We start from the raw sequence: 22,319 nt of genomic DNA, 5'->3' as shown, positions 1-22,319 counted from the left end.
TATTTTTAAAAACTTACTTTACCTTCTCAATAAAAATCTCCCATTCTCCTTCATTGATCTCAATATAATCCACATGATGACCTTGTTTTTTCACCCAATCCACTACGTTTTTTATAGAACAATTATGGTCTGTTTCTAAAATCAATACATCTCCCACCTTCATTTGCTGTAATTTTTTATGGGCTTTTAACAATGGGATGGGACATGCCTCGTATAAACAGTCCAGTCTAAATTCTGCCATTTTTCTTCCTCCTATGCTACATAGACATAATATTGTTTTTTTTATCATACCAATCAGCTAAAAAATATAAAAGTAGTAGTATTGCTATTTGTCCAACTACTGCAACAGGAAACCCTACATAATCTGGTATAAAAATCGTAGGAGATTTCGAAATCAAAGCTTTATCCCAAAATTCAAATTGCCATGTTCCCAAAAGAGCACCTACAAGAAATCCAAATAATACTACCAATTGTAATAGAAAACCTTCTCCTATTCTCATAAGAAATCCACTGGCGCATCCCCCAGCTATAACCATACCTACGCCGAATAAAATTGCTCCTATAGCTGTGTGTATGCCTACTGGGTATACCTGTCCCATAGTTTTAATTTTATCCAAGTCCCCACTATCTCCAACGGTTCCATACTCAATAGCAACAAAGCCTATGGTGGAAACAATCAGAGCTATCAATATTGCTTTTAAAATGTTGGTGCTTCCAACCAATACAGGATCCCTAAAGCTAGCAGCAAAACAAAGTCTTGATCTTTGCAAGGTGATACCTAATAATATACCTATAATCCAAAAAATACTCTGATTAGAATTGTTTTGTAAAAAAATACTGTATATTGCAACAGCTGCAATTATACAAATTATTCCATAGGACACTTGACTATTTTTCTTTTTAAATTTACCCTGCCTTTTTTGCTTCAATTCTTGTATAGCCTTACTTGTCATTTTCTCACTCCTTAGAGGAACGTTAATGTTAAAAAATAGTCAAACTCTACCTACTATTATTATATAATAGTTTTTCTTATTTTCTTATAGAGTAGCTTTATAGTGGATAACAATATTTTATACTTATTAAACCGATGTCATAAACCTAGGTTTTTCAAGTGTCCTATTCATTGTTTCAAATTTATCATTTTTTTATCTATTTCATCATAGCAATTTTTTTGTTACAATGTAACTGGAATTTTATATAAAGCGAAAAAAACTATAGGTATATAAGGATATAATAAAATTTTTCTATAGGAGCTGAAGACATGAAAAAGGTAATATTTGATTGTGATAATACAATGGGTGTGCCCAATAGAGATGTAGATGATGGATTGACCCTACTATATCTCCTAGGTAGAAAAGATATAAATATTTTGGGAGTTACTACTACTTTTGGTAACAGTACGATTGATATTGTTCATAGCAATACAATAGAAATGTTTCAAGAGTTAAATCTACAGCATATTCCCCTTCATAAAGGTGCTGCATCTCCAAGGAATCGCCAAAGTGATGCTTCAATCTTTTTATTAGAGACCGTTAAAAATAATCCTGGTGAGATAACATTACTGGCTACAGGATCCCTTACAAATTTATATGGTGCCTATCAATTAGATAATAAGTTTTTTAGCTATGTTAAGGAAATTGTATTAATGGGAGGAATTACAGAACCCCTCGTTATTAATGGAAAAAATTTAGATGAATTAAACTTTGCCTCTGATCCGGAAGCCTCCTATCATGTTTTAAGTTCTGGTGCCAAAGTTACTGTCTTAACAGGGCATATTTGTCTACAGGCCTTTTTTGGAAGAGATGAATATAAAAGATTAATGGAAAACCCCTCTATTAAAATTTATCAATATATTAAAGAAAAAACATTACCTTGGTTTGAATTTATTATGGAGGAGTTTGGTATAGAAGGATTTTATAATTGGGATGTTGTAGCAGCTGTCTATATAAATCATCCAGAAATTTTTGTTGAAAATTCTCTTCCTATTATCTCGTTGCCGCAGGATTTAAAAAGAGGTTTTTTAAAAGTAGATACTCTAGCTTCTAATAGCTACAGGGTTAATGTTCCTACTAAAATTCAAGATATAAACATCTTTAATGAAGTGGTTTTTAACAGCTGGGAAAATGCAGATATCTTTTTGAATACTGATAGGGGATAAGAAAAAATTCTATCCCTACTCTTATTTATTGATGACTTTATCGTTTTCCCTTCATAATGGTTACTATCAGTGGAGGTATGATAAATTTATTTTATGTGCTTAAATAAGCTTTGTTGGTTGACAGCGTAAAAAAGGATGCTAATAATATTATTTGCAGTTAATCCATAGGGAGTAACTGTTACTTACTGTCCTTAATTTGTTTAATAAGCTCTTGATGCTCCTGAGAACCTAATACCTTCTCCGGTATTAATTCTCTATCTACAGCCTCTAAAACACCCCGTTCATGTTTTACTGTTAAAATCCGCTTTATGGAGGCATTTAATCTTTCCTCTGTAATTCTTCCCTGCCCTACGGCATTTAATAGTGCTCCATAGGCCTCCTCTAGGGATTCTGGCATCAATAGTATATCAGCCCCTGCTTCAAATGCCAGGACAGCTGCTTCTCCAGGAGACCAATACCTTGCTATAGCCGCCATTTCTAAAGCATCTGTAATAATCAGTTTTTCGTGTTGCAGATCCTCCCTCAATATATCTGTTACTATTTCCTTTGAAAGGGTGGCGGGCAAAGGTTTTGAAGTAAGGTGGGGCACTTTAATATGTGCTAACATAACACCGTCTACATCCTCTTTAATGCTTCTTTTAAAAGGAAGAAATTCAACACTTTCTAACCTATCTCTATCATGGTGAAGGGTAACAGCCCTCTCATGGGTGTCAAAGGAAGTATCTCCATGACCTGGAAAATGTTTGACTACTGCACTAATGTTTTCCTCCTGTATTCCCCTTGCCATATTGGCCACCATTTCCCCCACCTTATAGGGATCCCTGCCAAAGGAACGGTTTCCTATAACAGGATTTTTAGGATTGGTGTTTACATCTGCAACGGGAGCTAAATTCATATTAAAACCTAATGAAGCTAATTCACGACCCAACAGTCTACCAATTTTATAAGCCAGCTCTACATCTCCCGTATCTCCTAATGCCTTGTTGCCAGGTAATCTTGTAGCAGGCATATTGGGACTGCTATTCAACCGACTTACTAGTCCTCCCTCCTCATCAATAGCTATAAATAATGGAATTTTACTTATCTCCTGCATAGCCCGAATTAGGTTTTGAGTTTGCTCTATTGTATCAATATTTTCTGCAAAAAAGATAATGCCACCAAGTTGATAGGTTTCAAGAGTTACTATAACCTCCTTATCTAAAGATGTAATTGGTTTATTATTTTTATTGTAGCGAAAAGCCTCCATGAACACTTGACCAATCTTTTCTTCCACAGTCATTTCTTGTATATATTTTTCAATAAGTATCTTTTTTTTGTCTTCCTCGTTAATATCTTCTTCTCTATCAACTAATTCTTTTTGTTTATATTGTTGGTATTTCTCCAAATGTGTTTCTATAGTAGGGGCTTTTTCTGCAGCGATATTACTACAGCCTACTAAATCTAAAAGGATAAAGATAAATAATAGCATATAAATGTATTTTTTATTCATAATATTGACTCCTTACCTTAGCAATTTCCGATGTAAAGTTTTGATATTGATAGAAGGCCTCCTGTTGGGCTAATAACCTCTTCTCATTTATTTGATAGTAGTGCTCCTTAAGTATAGATACTATATTGGCATCTAGTACTTCTTCTTTCCCCATCTTTTCTAAAACTTCTATTGCCCTTTTGGAGGTCATTCCTCTTCTATAGGGTCTATTTTCTGTAATAGCTGTAAAAACATCTGCAACCCCCATGATTCTAGCCCCCTCCGATAAAGCCTGTCCTGTAATATGAAAAGGATAACCTTGCCCATTTATTCTTTCATGATGGAAGGACGCATATTCATTAATTTCTTTTAATCCTTCAACATTATTTAATAAATGATAGCTATAATAGGTATGGGTTTTCATAATATTAAATTCTTCTTCTGTAAGTTTATCAGGTTTTTCTAATATTTCTTTGGGAATAGCTAGTTTGCCTATATCATGTAAATAGCCTGCAATCTTTAGTTTTGTGGACTCTTCTTCTGTCCAATGAAGGGTTTTTGCTAATGCTTCAGCAACTATTGCCACGCCACTACTATGTACAGAAGTAAACCTACTTCTAAAATCAATAATATGTGCAAAAACTTGGGTAACCTCCAGCAATTTTTCTAAGTCCAATATCCAACTATCTTCTTTTCCCATACACCTAAGTTTATTTTCAATATTAGAAGAGATAATATCTAGCCAAAAACTTTCTTTTATTTTTAGTCTTCTAAAGGCTTCTAGTATTTCTGGATGAAACATATTATGGTATTTATCTTCAACAAGAGCACTGATTGTTTTTGCTTGGGTTATAATTCCTGGATTCTTTTTTATTGAAACAGCGATTCGATCCCCTAAATGAATAATATGACTTTCCATGGGTACTGTTTCCCCCTGAAATTCCTTTCCCTTTCCATTTTCCCACGGTAAGTGATGATACTTAATTATTTTTGCAACTTCTTGAAACTCTTCGAGATTTCTTAACAAAAGATAACCAATTTCAGCATGTCTATAGGGATTCTGAGCTTCAAAGGCTAATGCTTCCAGTCTATCTTTAAGGGTCAATCCTCCAACATCATGTAATAAACCAGCTATGATTAAATTATTAGTGTTGATGGAGGGTAGGTTTAATTCCTTTCCTATACAAGAAGCTATGTAGGCCACTTGTTTTTGATGATTGTATAAGTCAGGGCTAATTAAGTCCACTGCATTTGATAGGGTTAAGGCCAAGTCAAAAAAAGATATTTTGTTAAAAATTTTATCCGTCATCTTTTCACCTCAAGAAAGTTTTAGTTTGCTATTTTTCTATATATGTCCAAATATTACAATAGTATTATACCATAAAAAAGATCCATCCAAAATATGGATAGATCTTTTCCCAAAAACCTTTAAGCTTTATATACTATAAAATCAGTTGCTCATTAGTAAGGGAACTAAGTAAGCTTTACTTGATGATACACCTTTTTACCTTTTTTAATAATAATATTATCATTTTCAAACTCCTTTGTTGTAACCACATAATTTAAGTCTTGTACTTTATTATCCTCAATAGAGATTCCCCCCTGTTGTACAAGACGTCTTCCTTCAGATTTAGAGGATACTAGACCCGTCTCTACTAATAATGTTAGAATATCCAATCCTTCTTCAAATCGTCTCCTGTCCATCTCTGTGGTAGGCATTGCTTCTGCCGAAGTACCTCCACTAAATAAGGCACGGGCTGCTTCTTGAGCCTTTTTCGCTTCCTCCTCTCCATGAACCAGCTTTGTTACTTCAAAGGCTAATATCTCCTTAGCCCTGTTGATTTCAGCACCCTCTAATGCACCTAATCTTTTTACCTCATCCATAGGTATAAAGGTAAGTAGTGATAGACATTTTTCTACATCTCTATCATCTACATTTCTCCAGTATTGGAAAAATTCAAAGGGGGATGTTTTTTCTGCATCTAACCATATGGCTCCTGACTGGGTTTTACCCATTTTTTTACCTTCGCTGGTGGTCAATAGAGTAAAGGTCATACCATAAGCGGCTTCACCTTCAACTCTACGGACAAGATCAGCTCCAGCGATAATATTGGACCATTGATCATCCCCCCCAAGCTGCAACCTACAACCATGTCTTCTAAATAGTTCTAAAAAGTCATAGGATTGCATAATCATGTAGTTAAACTCTAAAAAAGATAGCCCCTTTTCCATACGACTTTTGAAGCACTCTGCCGATAACATTCTATTAACAGAGAAGTGTTTGCCTATTTCCCTTAAGAAAGGTATATATTGTAAGTCCATTAACCAATCTGCGTTATTTACTAATATACCCTTATCCTCAGAAAAATCTAAGAATCCTTTGGTTTGCTCTATGAACCTATTTCCATTATGCATAATATCATCCTGAGTTAGCATTTGACGCATATCAGTTCTACCAGAAGGATCTCCTACCATAGCGGTACCTCCACCAACTAAAAAAATTGGTTTATGACCAGCTCTTTGCATATGGGCCATAGCTATTACTTGAAGAAAATGTCCTACGTGTAGGCTGTCGGCAGTAGGATCAAAGCCTATATAAAAAGTGACGGACTCTTTTCCTAAAAGCTCTCTTATTTCATTTTCATGGGTTGCCTGTTGTATAAAACCCCGTTCCTTTAAAATATCAAATACATTTTCCATAATAAAACCTCCTAATAATTTTTTCAAAAAATAAAAGAGTCTACTCATCACATAAGGACGAAGAAGACCCGTGGTACCACCTTAATTTACATCTAACCCAGTTAGATGTCTCTTAGTCAAAATATCGGTTGACAGCCGCAATAGTTTCCCATTGAAACTCCAGAGTGTAATTCACCCCTTTATGTACTACAGACTTTTCACCTGCCAGTCTGCTCTCTGAATTGTAACCATAAAGTGTTACTGACTCTTTCATCGTTAACAACAAAATATTATTTTTACCTATATTATTATAATGTCCTATATCTGTCAAGGACTACAATAAAAAAATTATTCTACCCCTCGATAATAATGACCCCTGGTAAAACCTTCTGACTTTGAAGGAGGTTTTACTAAATCTCCTCCTTGTAAAAGGACTTCTATGCTTTTTCTATACTCCTTAATAATCCTAATGACATCTTTGGGCTTTTCATCAGTAAATTCTAGTCTGTAGGAAGTAAGCCTAATATCCATTAAATCGTTAATTTTATCCATCATATACAAAGGCTTGGCATTGACTATAATTGTTTTACCTAAATAATCTTTAGTAAAGGGAAAAATAATGCCCTTCTCATCCTTCAAACCCCACTTATAGTGATACACTTCTTCTTTACACTTTTCACAATGATGATGACACTGATTAACACTAACCAATGGACAGGTTTCTGTTATCATTACTAATAACTTTCCGTAAACAACAATCTCTACTTCTAAGCTTCTATGGACCTTCAATTCCTTTATATTTTTTAAATCTAACTCTGTTGAAAGAGTAACTCCATTTGCCCCTAATTCTTGCAAAAAACCTATAGTGTTACTATTCAGCGTATTTAATGAAGTATCAGCTATGACAGTTTTACCTAAAGTGTTTTTAGTAAAATCTATCATCCCCAACTCTCCAGCCAAAATCCCATCTATCCTATGATTTTGTAGGACTTCTTGGATTCCTTCGTTTTCCTCATCCTTAATGATAGAAGGACTTCTGAAAAATATTTCTACTTCTTTAGCTCTACATAGTTCTATGGCTTCTTGAAGAGCTTCTATGTTTCCATAATACACCCTATCTATCTTTTCTTCAAGTGCTGCCTTTAATTGTTCTAATGTATCTACTTTTATTGATAGTTTTGGTATAGTAACTTGATCATTTTTTTCCCTCTTTAATTTTAAAAATGTAGGACAAAATATTTCTTTTTTGTTCGATATATATTTTCTTTTCCCTTTGTTTTTTCTAAGATTGATTAGTTCTTCTATTGCATCCCGTCGAACCTTATTGATGATGGAAAGAGATAGGGCAGTGTTATCCTCTAAGTCAACCTTCATATCCATTAACTCAAAGGGGGTGTTACCTAGTTTTCCTAAGCTTTCTCTAATTTTTTCTTTTGTTAAGGCTACCTTTTGAGCTTTTTCTACGGGTTCTAGACTTTCCTTATAGATATTATTCCCCTCTTCATCCCAAATATAGAGCTTTAATGGCATGCCATAATATAGCTTTACTTGTCCATAGAGTTTTACTTTTCTATTTTCTACATTTTTATTGTAGGATTTTTCTAAAGTCTTCATTAGCTGTAGATCTAATGTTTTATATACCTCATCACCTTTTTTGATATTACCCTCCAGCTGAATTTCTACTACTTCCCCTGCCTTTGCTTCATGGGTTAGCTTATTGTATAAAAACAGCTTATTGATAATCCCTCCAGTTCTATCTCTTATATCACCCCAAATCTCAATACCATCTCCCTGCCTAATGTCCTCAGCCAGTTTCAGTCGCATCCTCATTTTTCTACTATCATATTCCTCTACCTTCCCCAGAAATAAGCCCCTATTATTTGGCTTGTCTATATTCAATTTTTCTTTTTTAAAAGGATTTAAGATATATCCCTCAGTAAATTTACGATTAAACACCTGAGTTATCTGTTTTTCTATTTCTTTATCCTTTAACTTTTCTTTATAAAGTAGATAAGCATCTATTGCCCTTCTGTAAGCATTTACAATAGATACCACATATTGAGGTTTTTTCATTCTTCCTTCTATCTTAAAAGATGTAACACCACTTTCGATTATTTCTCCAACCTTCCCTAAAGTATTTAAATCCCTCATACTTAAATAATATAGGGCTGATCCTCTACTGTTGTTTTTATCTAATGACAAAATCTCATAGGGTTTTCTACAGGGTTGTGCACATCGTCCCCGATTGCCACTACGACCTCCTATAAAACTACTCATAAGACATTGCCCTGAATAACTATAGCATAGGGCACCATGGATAAATACCTCCAATTCCACGGGAGAGTTCCTATGAATTCTTTGTATATCTCCTAAAGACAGCTCCCTAGCTAAAACTACTCGTTTTACCCCCATCTCGTATAGTAGTTGGATACCCAAACTATTGTGTAGCGTCATTTGGGTGCTACAATGGATTTCTAGGTGTGGAAAATAATCCCTTAGGATTTTTACTACACCTAAATCCTGTACAATAACAGCATCTACCCCGATTTGATATAAGCTAGATACATATTGTAATAGTTCTTTCATCTCCGTATCCTTGATCAGTGTATTGATAGTAACATAAACCTTCACGCCTCGAATATGGGCATATTCTATCGCTTCCTCTAAAGCAGGAATATCAAAGTTTGAAGCATAGGCCCTAGCACTAAAAACCCTTCCCCCCAAATAAACTGCATCTGCCCCATTTTGCACCGCTGCCACAAAAGCCTCATAGGAGCCTGCAGGTGCCAACAATTCTACTTTCTTCATAAATCATAACAACCTTTCCTATTTATGTTTATAAAAATAAATATCTTTTGCAAAATAAAAAGTAGCAATATTATTATATCACTACTTTTAAAAAAATTTCATTTTCTTACTTATGCTTGTGGCTTTTTATTTTGGAAGTAACCTCTGTAGTGTTTACATATTCCTCTAAATCCTTCCGCAGTTGAACCAGCTTGATTTGGTTTTCAAAGAGCTTATTTTGAAGGTCATTGATAATTGTCTCAGCTTTAGACAAGTCTTCTTCTTTACTTATTAATTTTTCTTCAAGGTCTATTCTTTCTGCCTCTAGCCTTTCTTTGTAGCTAATCAACTCTTCTACTTGATTTTGTAAAAACTGTAGACCTTCCTTTTTTTCTTCTAACTCCCTTGCAACAAAAGTATATTGGTCTTTTAATTCTTCTAATTCGTTTAAGGGGTCAGTGTGCTCTCTTTTTACTGTATCAACATGGGCTTGTAGCTTCAAAAACTGATCTGCTATATTAATGGAGGTTAATACCGCAATCATAGATGTGCTTAATTTGTTATTGTGCTTTGCTACTTCATCCATTTGTTCATCAACAAAGCTTCCAACCTTTAATAAATAATCCTTAGGCTCTGCCCCTGCAATAGGATAATCTTGTCCATTTATTTTAACTGTAACCTTATTCTTTTTCTCCATAGTAAATCAACCCCTTACTGGACTTATGCAATTAAGTATTATATATGATTTCTGTATAAAAGAACAATATCCTTCAAGAAATTATAAGAAAAATATATTTTTTATTATAAAACAGTGTTTTAAAAAGATTTACCTTTCAAAGAACGTCTATGTTGAAACAAATAATTGAATTTATAAATTCTACAAAATTCCATAAATTTTATAATGGCTATTGATTAAAAAAGACAAACTATGGAATATTATGACTCCATAGTTTGCATTTTCTATTAATCTCTTAAGGTTCCCCCTAGGATTTCTTTGATGTTTACTAAAATCTTCTCATGTACTGTATTTACTTCTTCATCCTTCAAGGTTCGGTTCTTATGTCTATAGGTTAATGTATAAGCTACACTCTTATAGCCTTCAGCCACTTGGTTTCCTTGATAAACATCAAAGAGTTTATAGCTTTCTAACATTTCTCCACCATTTTTCAGGATAATATCTTCTATCTCCTGTACCAAGGTATCTTCCTTCACTACTACAGCAAAATCTCTAGTAATAGCAGGGTATTTAGGTAGTGGTTCATACATAGTATCCAATCTAGTTAATTGTAAAAGTAATTCAAAATCTAATTCAGCACAATAACACTTTTTGTTTATTCCATAGTTTTCCATAACCTCTGGATGAATTTCTCCCAAAATTCCAATCATCTGTTCACCGTAAATTATGTTTCCACATCTACCTGGATGGAAGGTCGGATGATGTTTTTCTACTTGATAGCTATGGCCTTTGATTCCTAGTCTTTCTAACAAACCCTCTACTACACCCTTTAAGGTAAAGAAATCTTCTTCCCCATACATACCAATTACTACATTTAATAACTCATGAGGTAATTTTTTGGAACCATCTGGTTTAGAAATAAAAATTCTTCCTAATTCAAATCCTCTAAATCCTTCTACCTTTCTATTAAAGTTCCTTGCCATAACCTCCAGCAAATTTGGGAGTAAGCTAGTTCTCATAACACTTGTCTCATCTCCAAGAGGGTTTAACAGTGTGATGAAGTTTCGCTTAATACTATTCTCCCCTAATCTAATTTTATCAGCACTTTTAGGGCTAATAAAGGAATAGGTTAATACTTCATTTAGTCCCATAGCATTTAATGCTTCTTTTGTAATATCTTCGATAATTTGACCATTTGTTTTTCTTCCAGCAACAATACTACCCTTTGCCATCGTTGCAGGGATGCGGTCATACCCAAATATTCGTCCTATTTCTTCTACAAAATCTGCTTCTTGATCTAGGTCAATACGATAAGTAGGAACTGTCACTACTAATGTATTCCCTTTATCCTCTGCTGTTATTTCTAAGGTTTTCAAAATATTTATCATTTCTTCATTGGTAAGCTCAGTGCCTAATAGATCATTAATTCGTTGAGGTCGAATATTTCTTTCAATAGCCTTTTTTCCCACTGGATAAACATCTACAGCCCCTCTTAAAATCTTTCCTGCCCCTAATTCTTCTATCAATTGGCAAGCCCTATCAGCAGCTAATCTTGCAATGTTAGGGTCCTGACCCTTTTCAAATCGTGCAGAAGCCTCTGTTCTCAGACCCAGCTGTTTTGATGTTAATCGTGTTGCTTCTGGATTAAAATAAGCTGATTCTAATAAAATATTTTTTGTATCATTTGTAATCTCTGATTCTTCACCACCCATTACCCCAGCAATTGCTAAAGTTTTGTTTGTATCACATATCATGGTCATAGAATCCTTTAATTTTCTTTCAATACCATCTAAGGTTTTAAAAGTTTCATCATTAGTGGCTTTTTTTACAACAATTGTATTGTTATCAACATAGTCCATATCAAAGGCATGGAGAGGTTGACCATATTCCAGCATAACATAATTTGTTATATCTACAATATTATTAATAGGTCTTATTCCTGCTTTTGCTAACCTTTTCTGCATCCATTGGGGAGATGGTTTTATAACAACATCTTCTATCACTCTAGCAACATATCTCTGACAACCCTCAGTGTCTTCTATAATAACCTTAGCTTTTGCTGATGCCTCTTCTTGGACTTCCGACACATTAACTTCAGGATATCTTAATGTTGAACCAATGGTGGCAGCCACTTCTCTAGCTATACCAATCATACTTAAGCAATCTGGTCTATTGGAGGTTATTTCAAACTCTATTATTTCATCTTCCAGGTTAATAGCCTTTACAAAATTTTCTCCTAAGGGATATTGCTGATCTAATATCCAAATACCATCCTTCATATCTTCAGGTATTACAGATTTAGATATTCCTAGTTCATCTTGAGAAATAAGCATTCCTTCAGAAGCCTCTCCTCTAAGCTTACCCCTCTTTATTTTTACACCTCCAGGAAGGTTAGCGCCATTTAAAGCTACAGGCACATAATCTCCTACAGTTATATTGGTGGCTCCTGTTACAATTTGTAGTTTTTCATTGCCAACATTTACTTTCGTAACAACTAGCTTATCAGCATTGGGATGGGGGGCAATTTCCTCGATCACACCAATTACAACCCCTTTAATACCAATACCTATTTTTTTAACTTCTTCCACCTTTGAACCAGACATCGTCATTCTATCACAAAGTTCTTTTGTTTCCATATTTATATTAACATACTGTTTTAGCCATTCTATGGGTACCAACATAAGTAAAATCCTCCTTCTTTCTTCTATGCTATTTTTTATTAAATCTCTGTTAAACGCTATTGTTGATTTTCACATTCTATGAATTCTTGACTTCTGTCAGCTCAGAGTGACAATCCCTCAATATCTTGCCATAGTTTTATTTATACAATATGAACATCTATCTTTAACATAGCCTTTATTAAAATTGATTTAAAAATCTCATATCATTTTCAAAGAACAATCGAATATCATCTATACCGTATTTCAACATAGTCAAACGGTCAATCCCCATCCCAAAGGCAAATCCACTATATATTTCTGGATCTATCCCACAATTTCTAAGAACATTTGGGTGTACCATCCCAGCACCTAATAGTTCAATCCAACCACTGCCCTTACAAAATCCACATCCATCCCCACCACATTTAAAGCAGGAGGCATCCACCTCAGCACTGGGCTCTGTAAAGGGAAAATAATGGGGTCTAAATTTAATTTCTGTATGACTTCCAAGAAATGCTTTAGCAAATACCTCTAAAGTTCCCTTTAAATCTCCTAATGTGATTCCCTTGTCTATTACTAAGCCCTCCAGTTGATGAAACATAGGGGAGTGGGTAGCATCTGGGGTATCATTTCTGAAACACCTTCCTGGAGAAATAATTCGAATAGGTGGTTTAATTTTTTCCATAACCCTTACTTGTACAGGAGATGTCTGGGTTCTTAAAATAACATCTTCATTGATATAGAAGGTATCTGTCATATCCCTTGAGGGATGATTGGCTGGTGCATTTAACGCATCAAAGTTATAATAAACAGTTTCTACCTCTGGGCCTTCTGCAATCTTGAAGCCCATACCAATGAAAATATTTTTCAACTCATCCAGTCCCTGGGTTAAGGGATGCTTCTTGCCCAGTTTAATCTCTTTACCCGGCATAGTAATATCAATTGCTTCGGCTGCCAATTGTCTTTCTAAATCTTTTGTCTTTAAAAGACTTTTAGCTTCTTCTAGTAAAGCTTCTATCGTTTCCCTTACTTCATTAGCTACTTTTCCTATTTTAGGTCTTTCTTCTGGAGATAAGCTTCCCATCCCCCTAAGTACTTCTGTTAATTCACCTTTTTTTCCTAAATATTTTACCCTAGCTTTTTCTAAGGCCTCCATTGAATTTGCAGCAGCAATTTCATTTTTAGCAGTTTCCTGCAGTCCTTTAAGCTTATTTTCCATCATAATACTCCTTCCTAATTATTATTTATTATTGTAGTATGCAAAAAAATAAAAACCTTCATCCCACAAAAAGGGACGAAGGTTTGCTCCGCGGTACCACCCTAGTAGTATCCTTTTGGATACCTCTCTAAAAGACATTAACGGTGTCTTGCCGATAAAGCCTACTGTTTTCCTTCAGCTCTATAGCTCTGGAGGGAACTTCTGCTATAGGTTTCGAAGTGCTTTCAGCCTGCGGCAGCTTCTCTCTTGTAAATATTGTATAGCATACTTTACTCCATCTTAGCTAATTTTATTATATATTTATTGATTCATCCTAAGTTTTTTATACATCATATAGGCTTTTATGGAGCCAGTTAGTTCAAATATTCTCCAAAAGGTATCTGCTGTCTTCAACGAACCACACCCTTCCCTAAGCCATTTATTGTAGATTTATTATAGCATAGGTTTTGTGTGGAAACAAGGGTAAATAGGTGAAATGTAGATCATTTTTTGAAATCTCTATCAATTTCTAGAGCCCCTTTGCTTCTACCACCTTATAGATTAAAATAGCAGCAGCTACTGATGCATTTAAGGACTCTATTTTCCCTAGAATAGGTATTTTTACAAGTTCATCTGCCTTTTCCAGTAAAGTCTCATCAATACCGTTGGCTTCATTGCCAATAATGATAGCAATCTTATTTTTATAATCCACATCTAAGTAGGTTTTTGGGGTGTCTAAATCACTGGCTATCAATTTCACACTATTATCTTTTAATATGTTAATCCATTCCTCATTACTATTTGTTTCAATAACTGGAATATGCAATAAAGCTCCCATTGTAGCTCTAATCGTTTTACTGTTATAGGGGTCTACACAACCCTTTGTTAAGATGATTCCATCTGCTCCTGCAGCCTCAGCTGTCCGAAGAATAGTACCCATATTTCCAGGGTCTTGGACTCTATCCAATATAACAAAAAAAGCATCTTCTGAAATTTTTATGGATTGCAAGTTATTTTCTGGCATAGAAACAACAGCTATGATTCCCTGGGGATTTTCAGTGTCTGATATTTTAAGTAATAACTCTCTAGTTATTTCATAGGATCTGTAATCTTTCTTTACCTTTTCAAGCAACGCCCCTCCACCCTGTAGTTTTACCAAGTCCTCTGTATAAAACACATAATGTATGGGAATTTGGTGTAGAAGACATTCCTCCAGTACCCGAATACCTTCTATTACAAATTGTTTATGAAGCCTTCTATTCTTTTTAGCCTGTAATCCCTTTACATGCTTAATTATCTTATTTTGTTGACTAGTAATTTTATCCCGTTCCATTAAATCTCACCTAATTTTGTATTTATTTTTCAGGTTGTTGAAAAAGCTTTAAGCTTATATAATTTTTCAACAGTCTCATTTTATTTTTGTAGTCTTTTTAAATCATTATTATGGCCAATTACTACCAAAACATCACCCTTATGGATATTGTCATAGGCTGTGGGAGACACATTAATATGGTTACCATGTTTGATTGCCATAATATTAATGCCGTATTTTGAACGAATGTTCAAATCTAGTAAGGTTTTTTCATGCCATTCCTCCAAGGCCGTTATCTCCATAATACTATATTCTGGAGCCAACTCGATGTAATCTAATATATTGGTGGAAATAAGATTGTGGGCAACCCTCATCCCCATATCTCTTTCAGGGAAAACAACTCTATCGGCACCAATTTTGTATAATACCTTGGCATGAATTTCACTTTGAGCCTTGGCCACCACGTATTTTACACCTAAATCCTTTACAATTAAAGTAGCCATAATTGAAGACTGTATATCAGATCCTATCGTGATAACCGCCACATCAAAATTTCTTATACCTAAGGAACGGAGGGCATTTTCATCAGTTGCATCCGCTTCAACAGCATGGGTCACTTTATCAGATATACTTTGCACTGTTTCCTCGTTTTCATCTATGGCCAATACATCATTTCCTAATTTATAAAGATTTTCTGCAACACTTCTACCAAATCGTCCACAGCCAATGATTACATATTGTTTCATTTTTCCACCTTCCTAACCTACCAATATTTTCCCTTCTGGGTATTTTATTATTCCTCTATTTTTTCTTTGTTGTCTTGCCAATGCATAGGCAATGGTTAAGGGACCTACTCTCCCGGCAAACATCATAAATATAATAACTAATCGTCCCATATTACTTAATTGTGACGTAATACCTAGAGATAAGCCTACCGTTCCAAAGGCAGAAGTAGTTTCAAACAATATTTCTTCAAAAGTAAATCCTGCTTCTGTTATCATCAAGATCATAGTAATAACGGTAATCAAGGTTAATCCTATGACCGCCACCGTAATAGACCGATTAACAATATCTCTAGAAATCCTTCTATTAAATACTTCTGTGTCTTCTTTACCCCTTATGACAGAGACAACCGAGAATAGAATCACCCCTAAGGTTGCAGTTTTAATACCCCCTGCTGTGGATGCAGGAGAACCTCCTATATACATCAGTATAATTGTAAGCATTTTGGATGCATTGGTCATTTCATCTAATACTATTGTATTGAAGCCAGCTGTTCTGGTGGTCATAGATTGAAAAAATCCTGCCAGCAATTTTCCTCCAAAGTTTAGATTCCCTAGGGTTTCAGGATTGTTCCACTCTAACAATAAAAATAGTCCAAACCCTAATGCCAGTAACAATACAGTTACAAATAACACCATTTTCGTATGCAGTGACAATCGTTTTAAACTTTTTTGATTCGTTAAATCTACTAAAACAGAAAAGCCTATTCCTCCAATAATAACCAATGACCCTATACTAAAGTTCACAATAGGATCTGTCACATAGGGTGTAAGCCCTCGTCCTTCTCCAATCAAGTCAAATCCTGCGTTGCAGAAGGCAGAAATAGCATGAAATATTGAATAGGCTATCCCTTGAATCCATCCATATTCCGGAACAAAACGAAAGGATAAAAATAAAGCACCAATACCTTCTATAATAAAAGTACCCATAATAATGTATTTCGTAAATCTAACAATACCTGCCAAAGAGTATTGATTAAGGGCTTCCTGGATAATCAACCTCTCCCTTAGAGAAATCTTTTTGCCTAGAAGAACAAAAACCATTGTAGCCATTGTCATGAAACCTAGACCACCAATTTGTATCAATATTAAAATGACAGTTTTTCCAAAGGTACTCCAATAGGTTCCTGTATCTACTACTGCTAACCCCGTAACACATACAGCAGATGTGGCAGTAAATAAAGCATTGATAAACCCCACCCGTTCTCCCACTTCAGAAGCAATGGGTGTATTCAATAGTATAGCTCCTATCATAATTACCGATGCAAATCCCATCACTAAAATCTGGGTCGGATCTAGGTGAATACTGCCTATTTTGCTCTTCATTGTATAACACCGCCTAATATTTACAAGAATTATGTATATTTGTCTATATTATAGTCGTTTTATCCTAATAATTCCAGTTAAACTTTATTTCTACTTAGCTATTATAAATATAGCAATCAAAAAATATACTTGTATAAAATCATTTAAAGAGTCCTCATACAAGGACTCTTAAGTTCTTAAGCATTTAATTTTTCTTTAGCTACATTTACTAATTGAGCAAAACCTTCTTTATCATAAATCGCCATTTCAGCTAATACTTTTCTGTTCATTTGAATGCCCGCTGTTTTTAATCCATTCATAAATCTTGAGTAAGATAATCCATTTGCTCTAGCAGCAGCATTTATTCTTGTAATCCATAGCTTTCTAAAATCTCTTTTTCTTAGCTTTCTACCAACATAAGCATGCTTTAAAGCCTTCATTACAAACTGATTTGCTGGTCTAAATAATTTACTTCTTGCTCCTCTAAAACCTTTTGCAAGCTTCAATATTTTTTTATGTTTCTTTTTGGCATTAACCGCCTTTTTTACTCTAGCCATTATTTACTACCTCCCTTTACGATATCTACTATGCTAAAATTTGTGCTAATGTCTTGGCTTCACCTTTAAATACCAGTGTAGCTTTACGTAGGTTTCTTTTTCTCTTAGCAGATTTTTTAGTTAAGATATGGCTTTTGAAAGCCTTCATTCGCTTAATTTTACCTGTTTTTGTCTTTTTAAATCTTTTTGAAGCACCTCTATGACTTTTCATTTTTGGCATTGTTGTTTCCTCCTTCTAATCTATAAATTCTTGGGAGTCAAAACCATAATCATTTGTTTCCCTTCTAGTTTTGCTTCTTTTTCAACTTGACTAATTTCACTTAGCAAATTTTTAAACTCATCAATTACTTTCTTACCTATACTTATATTACTAAGTTCTCTTCCTCTAAAACGTAAAGTTACCTTCACTTTATCGCCATTTTTTAAGAACTTAATAGCTTGATTTGCCTTTACCTCAATATCATGCTTTTCAATATTGGGACTAAGTCTAATTTCTTTAATCGTAATAACCTTTTGATTCTTTTTGGCTTCTTTTTCCTTTTTGGCCAGCTCGTATTTGTACTTTCCATAGTCCATAATTCTACAAACCGGGGGCTTAGCCTGTGGTGCAATTTTAACTAAATCTAAGTTCTTACTGTTAGCTAGCTTTTGTGCATCCTTAGCCGTCATAATACCTAATTGTTCACTATTGGAATCAATTAGTCTAACTTCCTTATCCCTAATTTCTTCATTGATCTGAAGTTCATTAATATCTCTAATAACTTGACACCTCCCATAATAATTTACAACAAAAAAACGAATAGTATTTTACTATCCGCTTCTATTACAATAACATAACAATCTCTAGTTTATTTGGATTCCGTTAGTTATTAACCTTAACAACCTCTGTTGTAAGGTGAGAAGCGGTACCTTCTGCTTTGTTTTCTATATCATAATATCAATCATTTAATAATCTGTCAAGTTTTTTTATTGTCTATTTTTATTTTTTATTTTTACTATATGTCGATTCATTGAAAAAATACAATTATTTTCCTTGATTTTTATGCTACATCTCTATCATTTTTAATGATGGTTTTGGGTATGCTAAATTTAAAGACAGTATAAGGTGGTGATTCAGTGAAGAAGAAAAAAATAATACTTACATTTTTCTTGATTTTTCTTGGTTTAACTATTATCTCAAGTTTTTCATTGTTTTCAGGAGATGAAATAAATCATGGTTTTAGCAGTAAAAATCGTTTAATGCTTATTGGAATTACAGGTTTCTTGTTTGTCTATTATATTAAATTAGATAAACCCTTTCAATATGCTCATGCAACTATAAACAATGACAAAAAAGAAAGTGACCAAAAAGATAATGAGTTTTTTACAAAGCCTAAAGTAACTTTTGAGGATGTAGCAGGCTTGGATGAAGTAAAGGAAGAGTTAATCGAAGTTATTGACTTCATTAATCAATCAGAGAAATACAAAAAAATGGGTGCAAAAATTCCTAAAGGAATTTTATTTCATGGACCCCCTGGCACTGGTAAAACTTTACTAGCCTCAGCTGTTGCAGGAGAAACAAAATCATCTTTTTTTACTGCCAGTGGCTCAGAGTTTGTAGAAAAATATGTAGGTGTTGGAGCAAAAAGAGTTCGTACCTTATTTGAAAAGGCAAAAAAAGAAGCCCCCAGTGTTATCTTTATTGATGAAATTGATGCTATCGGTGCTAAAAGACATATGGATAGTAACAATGAAAAGGATCAAACCCTTAACCAGCTATTGGTAGAATTAGACGGCTTCAATACTGATCAAACTGTTGTTGTTATTGGAGCTACTAATCGAATGGATTTGCTGGATGAAGCCCTACTTCGCCCAGGGCGTTTTGATCGCCATATGTATATTGGTAACCCCAATGTTAGAGCACGAGAAGAGATATTGAAGGTTCATACAAAAAATAAACCCTTGGCTTCAGATGTAAAGATTGATGATTTAGCTAAAAAAACCCATGGTATGAGTGGTGCCCATCTATCCAATATTGCCAATGAGGCAGCCATCATTGCTGTTAGGGAAAACCAAACTATTATTTCCATAAAGCATTTTGAGCAGGCTATAGAAAGGGTTATTGCAGGATTACAGGTTAAAAACCCTACAGTCCTTTTAAAAGAAAAGCAAATTGTATCTTATCACGAGGCTGGCCATGCCTTAATTGGCAAGATTTTAAATACCGATGTGGTACAAAAGGTATCAATTATCCCTAGAGGACAGGCTTTAGGCTATGTTCTTCATATGCCTCAGGATGACCGATACATTATGACGAAGGAAGAGCTCTGCAATAAAATTATGGTTATGTTAGGAGGCAGAGCTGCTGAAGAATTGATTTTTGGTCACCTTTCCACCGGTGCAAAGGATGACCTAAAAAAGGTAACAGAGATAGCTATGCAAATGGTATGTGAGTATGGTATGAGTGACTTAGGCTATATGTCTAATAACCCCACCATGATGCAGGTTTTGGGCAAACAAATTAATAAAGAAATGAATAAAATTATTGACGAGTGCTATGATCATACAAAGCAGCAATTAAAGGTCTATCAGGAGGAATTAGAAAAAATAGCTTCAACATTGATGGAGCGTGAAACATTGAATGGTGATGAATTAACTGCCCTCTTAGGAGACTTTAAAAGAAAAGATGAGACATTGGAAGCAGTATAAAAACAGACTACAATAGAAATGGGGAGAACTTATCTCCCCATTTCTTTATTTTATATCTTATATGGATTTACTTACTATTTCTTTTAAAATATCTTGAATAAAGTCATTGGATTTTACTACCCCAAGCTCACCCTTATCTCTAGATCTTACTGCTACAGATTCTGTTTCTACTTCCTTATCCCCTATAACTAGCATATAAGGCACTCTAGAAAGCTGGGCTTCTCGGATTTTAAAGCCGATTTTTTCATTTCTATTATCTACTTCTACTCTAATACCCTCCTCAGCCATTTTATCCCTAAGATTTAGAGCATATTCACGATGACTATCGGTAATAGGTAGGATTTTTACCTGAACTGGAGCTAACCATGTTGGGAATTTACCAGCATAATGCTCAATGAGAATACCGATAAACCTTTCAATACTACCAAAGATAACCCTATGAATCATAATAGGTCGATGTTTTTCACCATCTGTTCCTACATAATGGATATCAAATCTTTGGGGCATTTGAAAATCTAATTGAATAGTACCACATTGCCATGTTCTTCCTATACAATCTTCTAAATGAAAATCTATTTTAGGACCGTAGAAGGCACCATCTCCTTCATTAATTTTATAAGTTAATCCTTTTTCATCTAAAGCTTTCTTTAAGGAACTAATAGCTAATTCCCATTCTTCATCGGTTCCCATAGAGTTTTCTGGTCTAGTAGACAATTCTATATGATACTTAAATCCAAAAATGTTATAGAAATAATCTACAAAATCAATAACCCCTATAATTTCGTCTTTAATTTGTTCGGGTAGCATAAAGATATGGGCATCGTCCTGAGTAAAGCATCTTACCCTCATTAATCCATGGAGGGCTCCAGATAATTCATGGCGATGTACTAATCCAAGCTCTCCCATTCTTATAGGAAGATCCCTATAGCTATGCATTTTTCTCTTATACATCAAAATAGAACCTGGACAGTTCATGGGCTTTACTGCATAATCCTGTTCATCTATATTGGTAAAATACATATTTTCTTTATAGTGATCCCAGTGCCCGGATTGATGCCATAAAGCTTCATTTAGAATAATAGGAGTTTTGATTTCTTCATAATTTCTCTTTACATGCTCTCTTCTCCAAAAATCCTCCAATTGATTTCTCAATACCATACCCTTTGGATGGAAGAAGGGGAACCCTGGTCCTTCATCCTGAAGACTAAATAAATCTAATTCTTTTCCAATTTTTCTATGATCCCTTTTTTTAGCTTCCTCTAATCTATGCAGATAATCTTCTAAATCCTTTTTCTTTTCAAAGGAGGTTCCGTAAATTCTTTGAAGCATCTTGTTTTTCTCGTCTCCCCGCCAATAGGCCCCTGCTATACTCAATAGTTTAAAAGCCTTTACCTTATCGGTGGATATAACATGGGGGCCGGCACAAAGGTCCACAAATTCCCCTTGTCTATAAAAGGAAATAGTTTCATCCGCTGGTAAATCTTCAATTAATTCTACTTTATAATCTTCCCCTTGTTCCTTCATCAATTGAAGAGCTTCTTCTCTGGAAAGTTCAAAACGTTCTAAAGATAACTTTTCTTTAACGATTTTTTTCATCTCGGCTTCAATTTTTTCTAAATCCTCTGGAGTAAATTTATGCTCTGAATCAAAGTCATAATAAAATCCGTTGTCTATAGCAGGACCTATAGCTAATTTTGTATTAGGATATAATCTTTTTACCGCTTGAGCCATAATATGGGCACTAGTATGTCTTAAGAAACCCTTACCGTCTTCATCTTCAAATCTTAAAATATTTAAATTGCAATTTTCCTCTACTTTATAGGTTAAATCCACCGCCTCATCATTTACTTCAGCTCCTATTGCCACCCTAGCTAACCCTTCACTAATATCCTTAGCAATATCATGAATAGATGTTCCTTTATCTACTTCTTTAACAGTACCATCCTTTAATGTTACTTTTACCTTTGCCATTTTTCTTCCTCCTCTTTGTAATATAAATAAAAAATCCCTCATCCTACTAAAACAATAGGACGAGAGACTTATTTTCCC

Annotated in this window: 19 protein-coding genes and 3 other annotated features (1 of these 22 running past the window's edge); of the genes, 2 read left to right on the top strand and 17 right to left on the bottom strand. The window is 34.4% G+C overall.

Annotated elements, in window-relative coordinates:
* Positions 1-13 precede the first annotated feature (13 nt).
* On the bottom strand, positions 14-241 hold the full coding sequence (locus tag BLS22_RS09555; RefSeq protein ID WP_090553511.1) for a sulfurtransferase TusA family protein: 228 nt from the start codon (positions 239-241) through the stop codon (positions 14-16).
* A 16-nt stretch (positions 242-257) separates the two neighbouring features.
* On the bottom strand, positions 258-953 hold the full coding sequence (locus BLS22_RS09550) for a YeeE/YedE thiosulfate transporter family protein (RefSeq protein WP_090553510.1): 696 nt from the start codon (positions 951-953) through the stop codon (positions 258-260).
* Positions 954-1,261: 308 nt separating this feature from the next.
* Here BLS22_RS09550 and BLS22_RS09545 point away from each other — a divergent pair, with 308 nt between their 5' ends.
* Positions 1,262-2,158 carry a nucleoside hydrolase gene (locus BLS22_RS09545; protein WP_090553509.1) on the top strand — a complete coding sequence of 299 codons (897 nt, stop codon included), beginning with the start codon at positions 1,262-1,264 and terminating at the stop codon, positions 2,156-2,158.
* 178 nt (positions 2,159-2,336) lie between these two features.
* Here BLS22_RS09545 and BLS22_RS09540 read toward each other — a convergent pair whose 3' ends face one another.
* From BLS22_RS09540 to infC, 14 genes are all read right to left on the bottom strand, one after another.
* Positions 2,337-3,647 (bottom strand): glycoside hydrolase family 3 protein, encoded by a 1,311-nt coding sequence (locus tag BLS22_RS09540; RefSeq protein WP_090553508.1) that lies wholly within the window; start codon positions 3,645-3,647, stop codon positions 2,337-2,339.
* Entirely contained in the window at positions 3,640-4,935 is a 1,296-nt protein-coding gene (locus BLS22_RS09535; RefSeq protein WP_090553507.1) for an HD-GYP domain-containing protein, read from the bottom strand. The genes BLS22_RS09540 and BLS22_RS09535 overlap by 8 nt, the downstream gene beginning before the upstream one ends.
* A gap of 164 nt (positions 4,936-5,099) precedes the next feature.
* The gene (gene tyrS / locus BLS22_RS09530; RefSeq protein ID WP_090553506.1) at positions 5,100-6,326 is read right to left on the bottom strand and encodes a tyrosine--tRNA ligase; all 1,227 of its coding nucleotides are present in this window, start codon (positions 6,324-6,326) and stop codon (positions 5,100-5,102) included.
* Positions 6,327-6,376: 50 nt separating this feature from the next.
* Positions 6,377-6,588, bottom strand: a binding site (T-box leader).
* 65 nt (positions 6,589-6,653) lie between these two features.
* Entirely contained in the window at positions 6,654-9,113 is a 2,460-nt protein-coding gene (locus BLS22_RS09520) for a U32 family peptidase (protein ID WP_090553504.1), read from the bottom strand.
* A gap of 106 nt (positions 9,114-9,219) precedes the next feature.
* A complete protein-coding gene (zapA, locus tag BLS22_RS09515) occupies positions 9,220-9,789 on the bottom strand; it encodes a cell division protein ZapA (protein ID WP_090553503.1) in 570 nt (189 codons plus the stop codon).
* A 266-nt stretch (positions 9,790-10,055) separates the two neighbouring features.
* Positions 10,056-12,449: a phenylalanine--tRNA ligase subunit beta gene (gene pheT, locus BLS22_RS09510; RefSeq protein WP_090553502.1), complete on the bottom strand. Its 2,394-nt coding sequence runs from the start codon at positions 12,447-12,449 to the stop codon at positions 10,056-10,058.
* Positions 12,450-12,627: 178 nt separating this feature from the next.
* Positions 12,628-13,647 (bottom strand): phenylalanine--tRNA ligase subunit alpha, encoded by a 1,020-nt coding sequence (gene pheS / locus BLS22_RS09505; protein WP_090553585.1) that lies wholly within the window; start codon positions 13,645-13,647, stop codon positions 12,628-12,630.
* 68 nt (positions 13,648-13,715) lie between these two features.
* Positions 13,716-13,937 (bottom strand) — a binding site (T-box leader).
* Positions 13,938-13,947: 10 nt separating this feature from the next.
* Positions 13,948-14,040: a YqzL family protein gene (locus tag BLS22_RS15635; protein ID WP_090553501.1), complete on the bottom strand. Its 93-nt coding sequence runs from the start codon at positions 14,038-14,040 to the stop codon at positions 13,948-13,950.
* Positions 14,041-14,155: 115 nt separating this feature from the next.
* On the bottom strand, positions 14,156-14,959 hold the full coding sequence (locus tag BLS22_RS09495) for a TrmH family RNA methyltransferase (RefSeq protein ID WP_090553500.1): 804 nt from the start codon (positions 14,957-14,959) through the stop codon (positions 14,156-14,158).
* An 80-nt stretch (positions 14,960-15,039) separates the two neighbouring features.
* A complete protein-coding gene (locus BLS22_RS09490) occupies positions 15,040-15,684 on the bottom strand; it encodes a potassium channel family protein (RefSeq protein WP_090553499.1) in 645 nt (214 codons plus the stop codon).
* 12 nt (positions 15,685-15,696) lie between these two features.
* Positions 15,697-17,046 (bottom strand): TrkH family potassium uptake protein, encoded by a 1,350-nt coding sequence (locus BLS22_RS09485; protein ID WP_090553498.1) that lies wholly within the window; start codon positions 17,044-17,046, stop codon positions 15,697-15,699.
* A 176-nt stretch (positions 17,047-17,222) separates the two neighbouring features.
* Positions 17,223-17,582 carry a 50S ribosomal protein L20 gene (gene rplT / locus BLS22_RS09480; RefSeq protein WP_090553497.1) on the bottom strand — a complete coding sequence of 120 codons (360 nt, stop codon included), beginning with the start codon at positions 17,580-17,582 and terminating at the stop codon, positions 17,223-17,225.
* Positions 17,583-17,610: 28 nt separating this feature from the next.
* Positions 17,611-17,802, bottom strand: coding sequence for a 50S ribosomal protein L35 (gene rpmI, locus BLS22_RS09475; RefSeq protein WP_090553496.1), 192 nt, complete (start codon positions 17,800-17,802; stop codon positions 17,611-17,613).
* 20 nt (positions 17,803-17,822) lie between these two features.
* Entirely contained in the window at positions 17,823-18,281 is a 459-nt protein-coding gene (gene infC, locus BLS22_RS09470; protein ID WP_456298987.1) for a translation initiation factor IF-3, read from the bottom strand.
* Between the two features lie 540 nt (positions 18,282-18,821).
* Here infC and ftsH point away from each other — a divergent pair.
* Positions 18,822-20,270 carry an ATP-dependent zinc metalloprotease FtsH gene (gene ftsH, locus BLS22_RS09465; protein WP_090553584.1) on the top strand — a complete coding sequence of 483 codons (1,449 nt, stop codon included), beginning with the start codon at positions 18,822-18,824 and terminating at the stop codon, positions 20,268-20,270.
* Positions 20,271-20,327: 57 nt separating this feature from the next.
* Here the strand turns inward: ftsH and thrS are convergent, their stop codons facing one another.
* Complete coding sequence (gene thrS, locus BLS22_RS09460) at positions 20,328-22,241, bottom strand: threonine--tRNA ligase (protein ID WP_090553494.1); 1,914 nt, start codon at positions 22,239-22,241, stop codon at positions 20,328-20,330.
* 52 nt (positions 22,242-22,293) lie between these two features.
* Positions 22,294-22,319, bottom strand: a binding site (T-box leader); it runs 193 nt beyond the window's last position.

Source organism: Natronincola ferrireducens, from assembly GCF_900100845.1.
In the GTDB taxonomy this organism is placed as follows: domain Bacteria; phylum Bacillota; class Clostridia; order Peptostreptococcales; family Natronincolaceae; genus Natronincola_B; species Natronincola_B ferrireducens.
The sequence above is the reverse complement of the archived record's forward strand: the minus strand, read 5'-3'. Positions and strand labels throughout refer to the sequence as shown.